This is a genomic window from Tessaracoccus rhinocerotis (genome assembly GCF_007197885.1).
Lineage (GTDB): Bacteria > Actinomycetota > Actinomycetes > Propionibacteriales > Propionibacteriaceae > Arachnia > Arachnia rhinocerotis.
Genome location: NZ_VKKG01000002.1, coordinates 427,642 through 441,088 on the forward strand (window position 1 = coordinate 427,642; position 13,447 = coordinate 441,088).

Here is a 13,447-nt window from a genome sequence, read left to right on the forward strand (position 1 = left end):
GGGTGTCGGACTCAGGCCCGGACCTCGAAGTGCTTCGCCCCGGTCGGGTCCAGCTCCGCGGTCCGGAAGTCGCGCACCCGGGCGCCGGGCGGGCCGTCGGCCATCCAGTCCAGCAGCTGCTCCACGGCGTCCTCCGGCCCCTCGAGTTCGGCCTCGACGGCGCCGTCGCCACGGTTGCGGACCCACCCGCCGAGACCGAGCCCCTCGGCCCGCAGCCGGGTGCTCCAGCGATACCCGACCCCCTGCACGGTCCCGGTCACGATGACATGCACGCGTCTCATGTCCCCATCCTGCCCCGCCCTTGACCACCTGTCGGAGGGTGGGGTTATAGTGGGACACGTATCGAACAGTCGTTCGAATCCGAGGGTCTTGGGGAAGGGCTCGGTTCGAACCGATCGATACACCTGGGCCGCTTCGGGTCCGGCGTGGACTCGACCCCTGCGCCGGACCCGAAGCTTCCCGACGAGGGTCGAATCTCTGAAGCACATCCCGCCCGGAGCGCCGGGCGGACACCGATCCCGGGAGGCCCACATGCGCAGCTACGAAGAACCGATACACGTGCTGTTCAGCGATCAACCCAGGCAGTTCATCTGGCGGGGGAGGCTGCTCCTGGTCAAGGAGGTCCAGGGCCGCTGGAGCCGCTCGACGGCGTGGTGGCGGCACCCGGAGCCCGGCACCGGCGACCTCACCAGGGAGCGCGAGGTCTGGCGCGTCGAGGCCGGCAACGGCTCCCACCGCGGCGTCTACGAACTGGCCCACTCCGTGGGCGACGAGGACTGGGTGCTGCAGGCGGTGAGCGACTGATGGCCACGACTGATCCGACGCCGCGCCCAGCGGACCGCTACGTCCACGCCCACCGGCAGGCCGAGCAGGTGGCGCTGAAGGTGATCTCGGCCTCGCCGCGACGGTTCCGGGGGCGCCACGACGTCTGGGAACTGTTGGGACTGGTCGCGCCCGAACTGGGCGAGTGGGCCTCCTTCTTCGGCTACCTGTCGACGCGGGTCGAGGTGGCCGCCGCCGGCGAGCACGCCATCATCAGCGCACGCGAGGCCGACGACCTGGCCCGTGACCTCGAACGCTTCTGCGTCGACGCCGCCCGCCGCGTCAGACGGGTCGGGGAGAGGGGTGCCTCATGACGCCCTTCACCCACCTGAGGGTGGCCTCCGGCTACTCCTTCCAGTACGGCGCATCCCACCCGGGTGCACTGGTGGAGACCGCGGCGGAGCACGGCATGGACACCCTCGCGCTGACCGACAGGAACGGGCTCTACGGGGCGGTCCGGTTCGCCAAGGCGTGCCTGAAGGCAGGCATCATGCCGGTGGTCGGGGTGGACCTCGCCATCGGTGCCGGTGGCACACCGGTGCGCCGCCCCACCGCGGCCCGCGGCGGCCAGTTGCGTGACGAGCGGCTCCCGCGCGCCGTCGTCCTCGCCCGCTCCCGCAGCGGCTGGGGGACGCTGTGCCAGCTCATCACCCGGGTCCACCTCTCCGGCGAGCGCTCCGACCCCGTGGCCACCGCCGAACTCGTCGGCGCCCAGTGCGCGGGCCGGGACGTCGTCGTGATGCTCGGCGCGGACTCGCGCCTCGGGGAGCTCGTCGCCGCCGGTGACCTCGACGGTGCCCGCGACGAGGCCGCCCGCTGGCGTGAACTGGTGGGGGACTCCCTCGTGGTCGCCGCCACCAACCACCAGACCGGCGGCCGTGGCCCCACCTCGGCGCACCAGGCCGCAGGCATGGTCCACCTCGCCGAGGAGCTCGGCCTGCGCTCGGTGCTGACGAACATGGTGCGCATGGCCCGCCGCGAGCAGGCCGCCACCGCCGACGTCCTCGACGCCGCTCGCAGGCTGGTGCCGCTGGACCTGCGCAACGTGGATCGTCGCAACGCCGAGGGCCACCTGAAGTCCACGCCGGCGATGTCGGAGGCGGCCCGGGAGGTGGCCCGCCTGGCCGGGGTCGACGTCGAGGCCCTGCTCGGCCGCACCCGGGAACTCGGCGAGGAGTGCAGGCTGCACCCCATCGACGACATCGGGCTGGGGGAGATCCGGCTGCCCGAGTTCGAGACCCTCGGCACCACTCCCGAGCAGGCCCCGGCGGTGTTGCGGGCTCGTTGCGAGTCGGGGATCGCCGAGCGATACGGCACCCCGGCGCGCGAGGTGCTGGACCGCCTCGACGACGAACTCGCCGTGATCGGCAGGCTCGGGTTCGAGTCCTACTTCCTCACCGTCGCCGACGTGGTGGGCCTAATCGGCGACCTGGGCATCCGGTGCGCGGCCCGTGGCTCGGGAGCAGGGAGCCTCGTGAACTACGCACTCGGGGTCTCCGGGGTGGACCCGATCCGGCACGGCCTCCTGATGGAGCGGTTCCTCTCGCCGCTGCGGGTGGCGCTGCCGGACATCGACCTCGACGTCGAGTCCCACCGTCGTACGGAGATCTACGAGCGGATCCTCGAAGTGTTCGGCGGGCAGCGGGTCTCCTGCGTCGCGATGCTGGAGACCTACCGCGTGCGCCACGCCGTCCGCGACGTCGGCGCCGCCCTCAGCCTGCCGCCGGTGGAGGTGGACGCCATGGCCAAGGCGTTCCCCCACATCCGCGCCCGTGACGCCCGCGCGGCCCTGCGGGACCTCCCCGAGCTGCGGGCCGCCGGACTGGGCGAGAAGCGGCTCGAGGTGCTGTTCGAACTGGTGGAGTCCCTCGACGGACTGCCCAGGCACATCGCCCTCCATCCGTGCGGCGTGCTGCTGAGCGACTCCTCGCTGGGTCAGCGCACGCCCATGGAGGCCAGTTACGGCGGCTTCCCGATGAGCCAGTTCGACAAGGACGACGTCGAGGACCTCGGGCTGCTGAAGCTGGACGTCCTGGGCATCCGGATGCAGTCGGCCATGGCGCACGCGCTCGACGAGGTGGCACGTACCCCCGAGGCGGGTCCGGTGCCTGACATCGACGCCCTGGCGCCGTTCGACGACGACGCCACCTACGAGATGATCCGCAACCGACAGACGCTCGGCTGCTTCCAGATCGAGTCCCCCGGGCAGCGGGAACTGGTGGGCAAGTTCGGCCCGGAGACCTTCGCCGACATCATCATCGACATCTCCCTGTTCCGGCCCGGCCCCGTGAAGTCCGACATGGTCACCCCGTTCCTGGAGGCGCGGCAGGGCTGGCGGGAACCTGACTACCTCCACCCCAGCTTCATCCCCGCCCTGGAGCAGACCGGTGGGGTGGTGGTGTTCCACGAACAGATCATCATGCTGATCAGCATCGCCACCGGCTGCTCGCTCGCCCAGGGCGACGAGGTGCGCCGTGCGCTCGGGGACAAGGAGGGCCAGGAGCAGGTCCGCGAGTGGCTCTACCCGAGGGCCAGGGAACGTGGCTACGAGGAGGCCACCATCGACGAGCTGTGGTTCATCCTGGTCCAGTTCGCCTCCTTCGGATTCTGCAAGGCCCACGCCGCCGCGTTCGCGCTGCCCACCTACCAGTCGGCGTGGCTGAAGCGGCACCACCCGGCCCACTTCATCGCAGGCGTCCTCACGCACGACCCGGGGATGTACCCCAAGCGGCTGCTGCTGGAGGAGGCCCGCCGCATGGGGGTGGAGGTGCTCGGCCTGGACGTCAACCGCAGCCACGGCACCTACCGGGCCGAGCACCTGCCGCCCGACGGCTGGGGGATCCGCCTGTCGCTGGCGGACGTGAAGGGGATCAGCGGGACGGAGGTGGAGCGGATCGTCGCGGGCCAGCCCTACGCCTCGCTCAGCGACTTCTGGAACCGGGCCAGGGTGGACGAGCCGGTGGCCCGCAACCTCGTCCTCGCCGGGGCGTTCGACTCCTGCTACGGCATCGGTGCCCGCGCCGGGGTGCAGTCCCGCACCCGGATCACCAGACGGGACCTGCTGCTGGCGCTGGCGGACCTGCAGCGCCTGCGCCGCGCCGACAAACGCACCGCCACCAGGTCCCGGGGACGGCGTCGGACGCAGGTGGTCGCCGACGACCCGGGTTCGCTCGCCCGCGCCCAGAGCCGAGCCGCGGAGGTGGCCGAGCAGTTCGTGCAGGGCGCCCTGGACTTCGACGACGGCGAGGCCGAGTGCGACCTCGTCGCCACCGGGCTGCCGGAGATGGACGACGACGAGCGACTCAAGGCCGAGCTGGAGATCCTCGGCCTGGACGCCAGCCACCACATCATGGAGCGCTACCTGCCGTTCCTGTCCGCCATCGGGGCCACCAGCTCGCGCACCCTCCTTGAGCGGCGCAACCGCTCCGAGGTGCTCGTGGCCGGGGTGAAGGTGGCCACGCAGACGCCGCCGGTGCGCTCCGGGCGGCGGGTGGTCTTCCTGACCCTGGACGACTCCACCGGACCCGTCGACGCCACCTTCTTCGAGAACGTCCAGGGCCCGTACGCCGCGACGGTGTTCAACAGCTGGATGCTGCTGGTACGTGGCGTGATCCGCCGCACCGGACCGCGGGGCATCTCCATCCGCGCCACCGGGGCGTGGGACCTCGGGCACGTCCACGAGGCCTGGGCGAGTGCGGTCGAGGGCGGCGCGACGCCCGAGGAGGCCATGGGTGCGGTGACCGAGATCATCGAGGAGGTGCCCGAGGGCTACGGCATCGTCGGCGAGTGGATCCCCGACGAGTGGGGGGACGACGAGGAGCGCCGGGTCGCCCGGGCGAGGACGCTCGCCGGCGACGGTCAGGGGCAGGACGAGGAGCCGCCGCCGGATCCGCAGGACCACACCCGCGCGGGCGGGATGGGCCGGCGCCGGGTGCTGGTGCACGCCAGCGGGTTCAAGCAGTCGCCGTACGCCGACGTCAAGCCCGCCGGCACCGGCGCGGCCGAGGCGCCGCGCAAGCTGTGGCACTCCAGCCCGGGGAGCGCGGGACGATGAGTGCACCGGTGGTCATGCACGTGGACATAGACGCGTTCTACGCCTCCGTGGAGATGGCCCGGCACCCGGAGTTGCGGACGGTGCCGATGTTCGTCGGCGGCTCCAGCCGCGGCGTGGTGCTCTCGGCGAACTACCCGGCCCGGGCCTGGGGCATCACGTCGGGAATGCCCTCCACCAGGGCCCGCAGACTGTGCCCGCAGGTGGCGGTCATCCACCCCGACTTCGACCGCTACGGCGCCGTCTCCGACGCCATCGAGGAGATTTTCTGTGCCATCACCAACCAGGTGGAGATGGTCTCCATCGACGAGGCGTTCATCGACGTCACCAGTGCCCTGCGACGGCTGGGCGGCGACCCGGTGGCGATCGCGGAGGGATTGCGCGCCCAGGTGATGGACGAGCAGGGCGTGGCGTGCTCCGTCGGCATCGGCCCCAGCAAGTTCATCGCCAAGCTCGCCTCCAAGGCCGCCAAACCCGACGGGCTGCGGCTGGTGCGTCCCGACGACGTCATCGAGTTCCTGCACCCGCTGCCGGTGGAGGCCATCTGGGGCGTCGGGGAGGTGACCGCCGAGAAGCTGCACAGGCTCGGCCTGAAGTCGGTGCGCGACGTGGCCAACACCCCGAGGACGACGCTGCAGCGGGCGCTCGGCGACGGCTTGGGTGCGCTGCTGTTCGACCTCTCCTGGGGCCGCGACGAGCGGTCCGTGATCGCACGCGAGCCGGCCGAGCACAGCATCGGTTCCCAGGAGACCTTCTCGCGCGACACCGACGACGTGGAGGTCGTCACCACCGAGATCCTGCGGATGGCCGAGCGGACCGCCTCACGGATGCGGGCCCAGAAGATGGTCGGCCGGGTGGTGACGCTGTCGGTGCGGTTCGCGGACTTCACCACCATCACCCGCACCGGGACGCTGAAGGCTCCCACGGACCTGACGGGTGACGTCCACGCCGAGGCGATGCGGCTGTTCCGGCGCCTGAACCTGCAGCGCGCCAGGATCCGGCGGGTGGGGGTGCGGGTGGAGAAGTTGGTGCCGAAGGAGGAGACCTACCTGCAGCCTGCCCTGGACGAGCCGGAGGTGGGGTGGGCGCAGGCGGAGGCGGCGATGGACCGGGTGGTGCTGCGGTTCGGCCCGACGGCGGTGCGGCGGGCGAGGCTGACGCGGAAGGCGTCCTAGCGGGTCAGTTGTCCCCGCCGTCCTGGCGACGGCGCCAGCGTTCCTCGAGCTTCTCCATGAAGTCCTGGTTGGACGGCTTCGGGCCGGAGCCGTCGTGCGGTGCGCTCTGGGACTCGCCCTTGTCGTCCTCGCCGGCCACGCGCTGCCACGAGTTCACGCCGACGATGGCGGATACCAGCATCAGCACGAAGCCGAGGATGCTGACGACGGGGTGGACCTGGACGCCTGCGATCAGCACCACGATGCCCGCGATGAAGCCCAGTCCGGCGAGCGTCGCACGTCGTCGGTGCACCTTCACGGTGCCGGTTCCCCTGAGCGTCTCCGCCAACTTCGGGTCGTCGGCCATGAGCGACGCCTCAAGCTGCTCCAGCAGCTTGCGCTCCTGCTCTGACAAAGCCATCCCGAACTCCTTGCGTGTGGGCCGATGCCCCATTGTATGTCTGCCCCGCACCGGGTTAAAGGGGGTGTCCCCAGACTACGTCCCCGAGCGGGTCCGCAGGAGCGAAGCGGGCAGGAACATGGCACGTGCGTGCGACCCGCCGGGCTGCACGGCCACCAGGTCCTTGCGGAGGGTTCGCACCTGCTCCGCCAAGGTCGAGACGTCGGCGCCGTGGCGGGAGAACCGGGCACGTTCCACCGTCGAGGCGATGTCGGCCAGCACGGGAGCGCTGGACAGCGGCATGTCCTTGGTCATGCCGGCGGCGGCGAGCGTGGGGGTGTGGTCGTCCCACTCGATCCCGAGGTCGATGAACGTGGCCCTCACCTCGTCCCAGACGGCCTCCGCGGCCTCCGACGGCTCCTGCCCGGCCCGCAGGCGCCAGAAGCGCTGTCCCGTGCGCAGCAGGAACGGCAGCGCCGCCACCAGGGCCACTCCCAGCGCGATCCACAGGCCCGCGAGCGAGGTGGGCTCCTCGGCGTCGTCGCCCCGCCCGTCCTGGGTGGTGGGTGTCGGTGTGACCTCGGGCAGGTCTGTCTCGCCGGAGGTGGGTGACGGTGAGGGGCTGGGGGAGGCGGACGGCTCCGCAGTGGAGGCGACGTCGGGGTTGGTGTACTCCGGCGGCGAGGCGACGGACTTGGTGGGCTCGAACGGCACCCAGCCGAGACCCTCGAAGTAGAGTTCCGGCCAGGTGTGCATGTTGTGCGTGGTGACCGTGAAGCTGCCGTCCTCGTTGGCCTCGCCCGGGGTGAACCCGACCGCCATCCGGGCGGGGATCCCGGAGATCCGGGCCATCGTCACCATGCCGGAGGCGAAGTGGATGCAGTAGCCGGCGTTGGTGTTCAGCAGGAACTCGCTGATGGTGTCCAGGCTGGTCGACTGCGGCGCCGTCAGCGTGTACTGGAACTGCTCCGAGCGCAGGTAGGACTGGATGGCCAGTGCCTTCGCGCCGTCGTCGGCTGCGCCCGCGACGACCTCCTGGGTGAGCGTCGTGACGGCGGGGTCGATCCCCTCGGGGACCCGGAGCGTCTCGTTGCCGGCGGGGTCCGCGCCGGCCGCGGCTACGGAGACCTCCTCCAACGACGGGGTGGGCGCGACGGCGCGGGCGCGGTAGCCCAGGCCGACGGTCTGGTTGAGCCGGTCGTCGCCGGTCGCAACGACGGCGCGGGTGTTCGGGTCGTGGGCCCAGCGGCCGTCGGCCTGGAACGACTCGACGGCGAACGGTACCGGCAGGTACTCCGAACCGAAGTCCATCTCGACCTCGATCTCGATCTCCGTCCCCGGCGCGGAAATCTCGCCCAGGCCGCCGGTCTCCAACTGCATCGGCACCAGCTGCGCCCCGCTCGTGGTCAGGCGCGTGAGGGCGACGGTGCGCAGGTAGGTTGGCTCGCCGGTGCCGGTGCGGTAGGTCAGGACCTCGGTCTCCTGCGGCCGGTTCAGGTTCTGGTTCAACTCGATGGTGGGGTCCGACAGCTGGATCGGTGCGTCCTGGCCGGCCTCGAGCCACGGCTGCTTGGGGCCCATCGGCACCGACGGCGTCAGCAGCAGGGCCAGCAGTGCCGCGACCACCGCGAGCGCGACGCCGACCACCACCCGGGACGCCTGGAACTGACCCACCTGCGCGCGGGTGCCCGCCCGTCGGCCGCTGCCGAAACCGGTGGTGGCCAGGAGGATCGCGACGTAGCCCACGGCGACCAGGGCGAAGTGCCGCCAGCTCATCTCCCCGGGCAGTGCCAGGGCGCCGATCCCGTAGAGCACACTCAGCGGCGCCATCGCCCAGGCCGGTTGCTCGAGGCCGTTGACCAGGAGTTCCAGGGTGATGGTGACCAGCGCGAGGATCGCGGCTATCAGCCACAGCAGGCCGGTCTCGCTCGGCAACGGGAGCGCCCCCTCGCGGACCGTCGTGCTCCCGGATCGCGCCAGCGCCACCAGCGCGCCGACAGGGCCCGTGTCGGTGCCGCCGGTGATGGTGGCGGCCCGGTCCAGGCCGTTCCACACGAGCAGGACGAGCATGGCTGCCAACTGCAGCAGGATCGTCAGCATCCGCGGGGCGCGCGCCACGGCGCCGAGAGCCCCGACGACGCCCGAGGTCGCCACGACCAGACCCACCCAGGTCAGGTAGGCGCCGTCGACGAGCATCGGCTGCAGCGTCAGCGCCGACAGGAACGCGGTCACCGAGATGACCAGGGAGTTGAGGGGGGAGTGGGTGAACCTCATCGTGCCTCCCTGCGTGCGAGCATCGCCAGCCAGGCATCGGGTACGGACTGCCCGGGCCGATAGCGCTGGATGGTCCAGCCCTCGGCCTCCAGCAGGCGACAGGCGTCGTCGTGGGCGGCGACGACGGCCGCGCCCGCACCGAACGCCGCGGCGTCGGGGACCAGCGCGGCGCACTGCAGCATGCGGGAACCCACGGCGGTCAGCGCCGCCGCGTCGCCTGCGCCGAGCAGGCCGAGCGCCCCGACGATGGACTGGGAGTTGCCGGTACCGGTCGAGTCCTCCAGCCCCTCCATCAGGGTGCTGGCCTCCGACGGCGTCACATCGGTCAGGCGGCGCAGCATCCGCTGCCGGCCGCTCAGGTTGTCGACGTGGCCGGGGGACAGCACCTCCGAGTCGGCGGAGAGGATCGTCACGCGGTAGCGCGCTGAGAGCAGTTCGGCCGCCACAGAGGCGCCCAGGGAGATGCACCACTCGAGGGTCCCCTCCGGGCCCTCGCCGAAGTGCGCCCCAGCGCGGGTGTCGATCACCAGCGTGGCCGACGGGTCCCAGGGGTGCTCCTCGAGACGCACCATCAGCTCGCCCTGCTTGGCGCTCATGCGCCAGTGCACGCGCCGCAGGTCGTCGCCGTGCCGGTGCTCCCGCACCAGCACGTCGTCCTGGCCGGCCTGCCCGATGCGCTGGGGGGTGGCGTCGCCGGAGGAGCCCGCCCCCATGCTGTCCTTGAGGCGTGCCAGTGGGTGCACCCGCGGCGTGACGCTCAGCGTCGCGTCGTCGCCCGGGACGGACCAGCTGTAGCTCGCCATCCCCATCGGGTCGGTCGCGGTGGCGCGCAGCGGTCCCAGCCGGAAGTGGCCGCGGTGGTTGGCCTGCAGCTCGTAGCCGACGGGTTGCTGCCAGGCGCCGAGTCCGCGCACGAGCGAGAACTTGGCGTCGGAGCCGAACTCCGACGGCGCCCTGTCGCGGAAGTCGAGTGCCGAGACCGAGGCCGGGAAGCGGTTCTCCAGCTCGATCACCACCCGGGGGCGGCTGCCCAGCGGCACCTCCTCCGGCTCCACCCTGCGCTGCATCCGCAGCCGGGGGTGGGTCAGGCCCACGAGCACGAGCCCCAGGACGGGCAGCACCACCATGAGCAGCCCGATCCACACCACGTCGGGCTCGCCGATGACGGCGGCCGCGATCGCGATCGCGGCGCCGAGGACCAGCAGTGCCAGTCCCCGACCCGTCAGCCGCAGGAGTGGGGCGCGCAAGTTCAGCCCCGGCTCGGACGCGTCGTGTTGGCGACGATGCCGGCGACGACCTGCTCGTTGGTGAGGCGTGCCACCTGGGCGTCCACCGTCAGCAGCACGCGGTGCGCGAGCACCATGGGCGCGAGCCGCTGGACGTCCTCGGGGATCACGTAGTCGCGACCGGCCAGCGCGGCCTCGACGCGGGATGCGCGCATCAGGTGCAGGGAGGCGCGCGGGCTCGCGCCGAGGCGCAGGTCGGGGGAGGTGCGGGTGTTGTCCACCAGGGTGACGATGTAGTCGTTGATGACGGGCGCCACGTAGACCTGTCGGATGGCCTCGGTGGCCCGGGCGATGAAGCCCACGTCGGTCACCGGACGGATGCTGTCGAGGCGCTCGCCGCCGGCCTGCGAGGTGAGCATCGCCACCTCGGCGCGCCGGGCGGGATAGCCCATCTCGATCCTCGCCATGAACCGGTCCCGCTGCGCCTCGGGGAGGGGATAGGTGCCCTCCATCTCGATGGGGTTCTGGGTGGCCACCACCATGAAGGGGCGGCGCAACTGGTAGGTCTTGCCGTCGGCGGAGACCTGGCCCTCGGCCATCGCCTCGAGCAGCGCGGACTGGGTCTTCGGGGAGGCGCGGTTGATCTCGTCGCCGACGACGATGTTCGCGAAGATCCCGCCGGGCTTGAACTCGAACTCGCGGTTGCTCTGGTTGAACACCGACACGCCGGTGACGTCGCTGGGCAACAGGTCCGGCGTGAACTGGATCCGCTTCACGTCGCCGTCGATGGAGCGTGCCAGGGCCTTGGCCAGGGCAGTCTTCCCGACGCCCGGGACGTCCTCGATCAGGAGGTGCCCCTCGGCGAGCAGCACGAGGATCGCCGTGTGGATCTGCGCGGGCTTGCCCTCGATCACCTTGGCGATCTGCTCTGCCACCCGGTTGACGACGTCGGCCACCTCGGCCAGGGACGGGGTTGCGGCTGCTTCCTGCACCGGGGTCTCCTTCTCCATCTTCGGTGCCGACCCGACGACACTCCGGGCTTCAGCGTAGTTGCTCACCCAACCGGCGCGTGACGACGGCGTTCTCCAACGAGGAGCAGAACACGCCCGAACACAGCAGAAAGTGGGGGGAAGTGGGGTAATGTGGTGGCAAGTGGAGGGAACTGGATGACTTTTGGAGTGGAAGGGGGTGACGTCGGTGTTCCTCGGGACGTACCAGCCCAAGCTGGACGAGAAGGGTCGGTTGATCCTGCCCGCGAAGTTTCGCGACCAGCTCTCCGAGGGTCTCGTCGTCACCCGCGCCCAGGACCGGGCGCTGGCCGTCTACCCGATGTCCACCTTCAGCAAGCTGATGGAGGACATCAGCAACGCGCCCTCCACGGTCAAGAAGGTCCGCGACTACCAGCGCATGCTGAGCGCCGGCGCCAGCCACGAGGTGCCGGACAAGCAGGGGCGGGTCACCATCCCGCCGATCCTGCGGACCTACGCCGGCCTGGACCGCGACGTCGTGGTGATCGGCGCAATGAACCGGGCCGAGATCTGGGACCTGAAGGTGTGGGAGGAGTACTCGGCCAGCCAGGAGTCGGACTTCGCGGACCTGGACGGCGAGTTCATGTCGGGGTTGGGCCAGTGACCGGCAGCTGATGCGGTGGCTCCCGGCCGGAGCACGAGCCCTGACTTCACTTCCCCGATGTCAGGTCAGGTGGCCGGAAGGGAACCAGCGCAGCAGGTGCGGATGAGTGTTCGAGAAGTAGTTGTACCGAGAGGGTCGAGATGCAGGAACGGTTCGCCGACGTCCACGATCCGGTCCTGCGCGACCGGATCGTGGAGTTGCTACGCCCCTGCCTCTCGCGGCCGGGGGCCGTCTACGTCGACGGCACCCTGGGCCTGGCCGGGCACGCCCGAGCCATCCTCGAGGCCTTCCCGGAGGCCCGCCTCGTCGGCATCGACCGGGACCTCGACGCGCACGAGGTGGCCCGCCAGCGACTGGGGGAGCTCGCCGGGCGCGCCACCCTCGTGCACGCCGTCTACGACGAACTGCCCGACGTGCTGGCGGACCTCGGCATCGAGTCCGTCGACGCCATCCTGCTCGACCTGGGGCTCAGCTCGCTGCAGATCGACCGCACCGAGCGCGGATTCGCGTACTCCGTCGACTCCCCGCTGGACATGCGCATGAACGCGACCGACGGCCCGACCGCGGCCGACGTCGTCAACAGCTACGCCGCCGCCGACCTGGTGCGCATCCTCAGGCGCTACGGCGAGGAGCGGTTCGCCGACCGCATCGCCCGTGCAGTGGTGGCGGCCCGGGAGGTGGAGCCCTTCACGCGCTCCGGCCGCCTGGTCGAGGTGATCGCCGATGCCATTCCGGCGGCGGCCCGCCACACCGGGGGCCACCCGGCCAAGCGCACGTTCCAGGCTCTGCGGATCGAGGTCAACGACGAACTGCGGGCGCTCGAAGGAGTCGTCCCGGCAGCCATCGCGGCCCTCGACGTCGGGGGCCGCGTCGCCGTCCTGAGCTACCACTCCCTGGAGGACCGCCTGGTGAAACGGGCGTTCGCGGAGGGAGCCGCGGACCGGGCGCCGAGGAACCTCCCCGTCGTCCCCGAGTACCTCCAGCCCGAGCTCAGGCTCGTCACCAAGGGGGCCGAGCGTCCCGACGCCCACGAGATCGCCACCAACCCCCGAGCAGCCTCCGCCAGGCTGCGGGTCGCCGAGAGAATCAGGAAGGCAGCATGAGCGCACAGCCCGTCCATCTCGATTCCGAGCCGACCACCGGGGCCCCGCAGCGGCCCCGGCTGACGTTGCTCAGTTCGCAGCGACCCATGATGTCGAACGTGGGTTTCGGCGTCTTCATCGCCGTCCTCGTCGCCGTGGGACTGGCCCTCGTGATGGTGGTCACCACCTCCGTGGCGGCCCAGTCACGCGAACTCGCCGCCCTCCGCAAGGAGGCCACCGAGCTCGGATACACCGCCGCGGCGCTCACCACGGAGCTCCAGTCCATCTCCAGCAGTTCCTCCCTGGCGCTGCGGGCGGCCGACCTCGGGATGGTCCCCAACCCGTACCCGGCGTTCATCAACCTCGCCGACGGCAGCATCCTCGGCGAGCCGACCCCCGTGAGGGGCAACGAGGCGACCTACCTGCGCCAGTTGCCGCCTGTCCCGGCGCTGCAACAGCCCGAACCCGAAGTGGTCGCCGGAACCCAGGACGGCGTTGACCTGCCCGTCGCGCCGGCAGGAGGCAACCCGTGAGCACCGAGCGCCGCCGCAGCACCTCGACCGGATCCGACTCGAGGAGGTCTGCCGCATCCTCCAGCCGGGCGTCGACCGGGAAGGCCGGCGGAAAGTCGTCGTCCAGCCGTCCGGCGGCGAGGTCCAAGGGGAGGCCGACACAGCAGCGCCCGGCCACCAAGGGTGCGACGAAGAAGTCGTCGACGAGTCGGTCCACCACCCGCAGACCCGCCTCGACCGCGCGGGGACGCAGCTACAAGAAGGCCTGGCGGCTCCCCGTCGGCCGGTCCTCCA

General features: G+C 71.3%; 12 protein-coding genes. 7 read left to right on the top strand and 5 right to left on the bottom strand.

What is annotated here, in order from left to right; all coding sequences use genetic code 11:
- Window positions 1–11: 11 nt before the first annotated feature.
- Complete coding sequence (locus tag FOJ82_RS07140) at window positions 12–281, bottom strand: acylphosphatase (protein WP_143937768.1); 270 nt, start codon at window positions 279–281, stop codon at window positions 12–14.
- Window positions 282–531: 250 nt separating this feature from the next.
- On the opposite strand from FOJ82_RS07140, the gene FOJ82_RS07145 reads away from it, so the two are divergent.
- The 4 genes from FOJ82_RS07145 to dinB are packed head-to-tail and all read left to right on the top strand — an operon-like array spanning window position 532 to window position 6,048.
- Window positions 532–804, top strand: a complete 273-nt coding sequence (locus tag FOJ82_RS07145; RefSeq protein WP_143937769.1) for a DUF6504 family protein — start codon at window positions 532–534, stop codon at window positions 802–804.
- Window positions 804–1,136, top strand: coding sequence for an SAV_6107 family HEPN domain-containing protein (locus FOJ82_RS07150; protein WP_143937770.1), 333 nt, complete (start codon window positions 804–806; stop codon window positions 1,134–1,136). The genes FOJ82_RS07145 and FOJ82_RS07150 overlap by 1 nt, the downstream gene beginning before the upstream one ends.
- Entirely contained in the window at window positions 1,133–4,876 is a 3,744-nt protein-coding gene (locus tag FOJ82_RS07155) for a DNA polymerase III subunit alpha (protein WP_143937771.1), read from the top strand. The genes FOJ82_RS07150 and FOJ82_RS07155 overlap by 4 nt, the downstream gene beginning before the upstream one ends.
- Window positions 4,873–6,048 (top strand): DNA polymerase IV, encoded by a 1,176-nt coding sequence (gene dinB / locus FOJ82_RS07160; RefSeq protein WP_143937772.1) that lies wholly within the window; start codon window positions 4,873–4,875, stop codon window positions 6,046–6,048. The genes FOJ82_RS07155 and dinB overlap by 4 nt, the downstream gene beginning before the upstream one ends.
- A gap of 4 nt (window positions 6,049–6,052) precedes the next feature.
- On the opposite strand, the gene FOJ82_RS07165 is transcribed toward dinB, so the two are convergent.
- The 4 genes from FOJ82_RS07165 to FOJ82_RS07180 form a co-directional block, all read right to left on the bottom strand.
- Window positions 6,053–6,448: a DUF3040 domain-containing protein gene (locus FOJ82_RS07165; RefSeq protein WP_185975667.1), complete on the bottom strand. Its 396-nt coding sequence runs from the start codon at window positions 6,446–6,448 to the stop codon at window positions 6,053–6,055.
- 75 nt (window positions 6,449–6,523) lie between these two features.
- Window positions 6,524–8,701 (bottom strand): transglutaminase TgpA family protein, encoded by a 2,178-nt coding sequence (locus tag FOJ82_RS07170; RefSeq protein ID WP_143937774.1) that lies wholly within the window; start codon window positions 8,699–8,701, stop codon window positions 6,524–6,526.
- On the bottom strand, window positions 8,698–9,948 hold the full coding sequence (locus FOJ82_RS07175) for a DUF58 domain-containing protein (RefSeq protein ID WP_143937775.1): 1,251 nt from the start codon (window positions 9,946–9,948) through the stop codon (window positions 8,698–8,700). The genes FOJ82_RS07170 and FOJ82_RS07175 overlap by 4 nt, the downstream gene beginning before the upstream one ends.
- Window positions 9,949–9,950: 2 nt before the next feature.
- A complete protein-coding gene (locus tag FOJ82_RS07180; protein WP_143937776.1) occupies window positions 9,951–10,937 on the bottom strand; it encodes an AAA family ATPase in 987 nt (328 codons plus the stop codon).
- A 187-nt stretch (window positions 10,938–11,124) separates the two neighbouring features.
- Here FOJ82_RS07180 and mraZ point away from each other — a divergent pair, with 187 nt between their 5' ends.
- The 3 genes from mraZ (at window position 11,125) to ftsL (ending at window position 13,174) form a co-directional block, all read left to right on the top strand.
- Window positions 11,125–11,559 (top strand): division/cell wall cluster transcriptional repressor MraZ, encoded by a 435-nt coding sequence (gene mraZ / locus FOJ82_RS07185; protein ID WP_143937996.1) that lies wholly within the window; start codon window positions 11,125–11,127, stop codon window positions 11,557–11,559.
- 140 nt (window positions 11,560–11,699) lie between these two features.
- Window positions 11,700–12,662 carry a 16S rRNA (cytosine(1402)-N(4))-methyltransferase RsmH gene (gene rsmH / locus FOJ82_RS07190; protein ID WP_143937777.1) on the top strand — a complete coding sequence of 321 codons (963 nt, stop codon included), beginning with the start codon at window positions 11,700–11,702 and terminating at the stop codon, window positions 12,660–12,662.
- The gene (ftsL, locus tag FOJ82_RS07195) at window positions 12,659–13,174 is read left to right on the top strand and encodes a cell division protein FtsL (protein ID WP_143937778.1); all 516 of its coding nucleotides are present in this window, start codon (window positions 12,659–12,661) and stop codon (window positions 13,172–13,174) included. Before rsmH ends, ftsL begins: the two co-directional genes overlap by 4 nt.
- Window positions 13,175–13,447 lie beyond the last annotated feature (273 nt).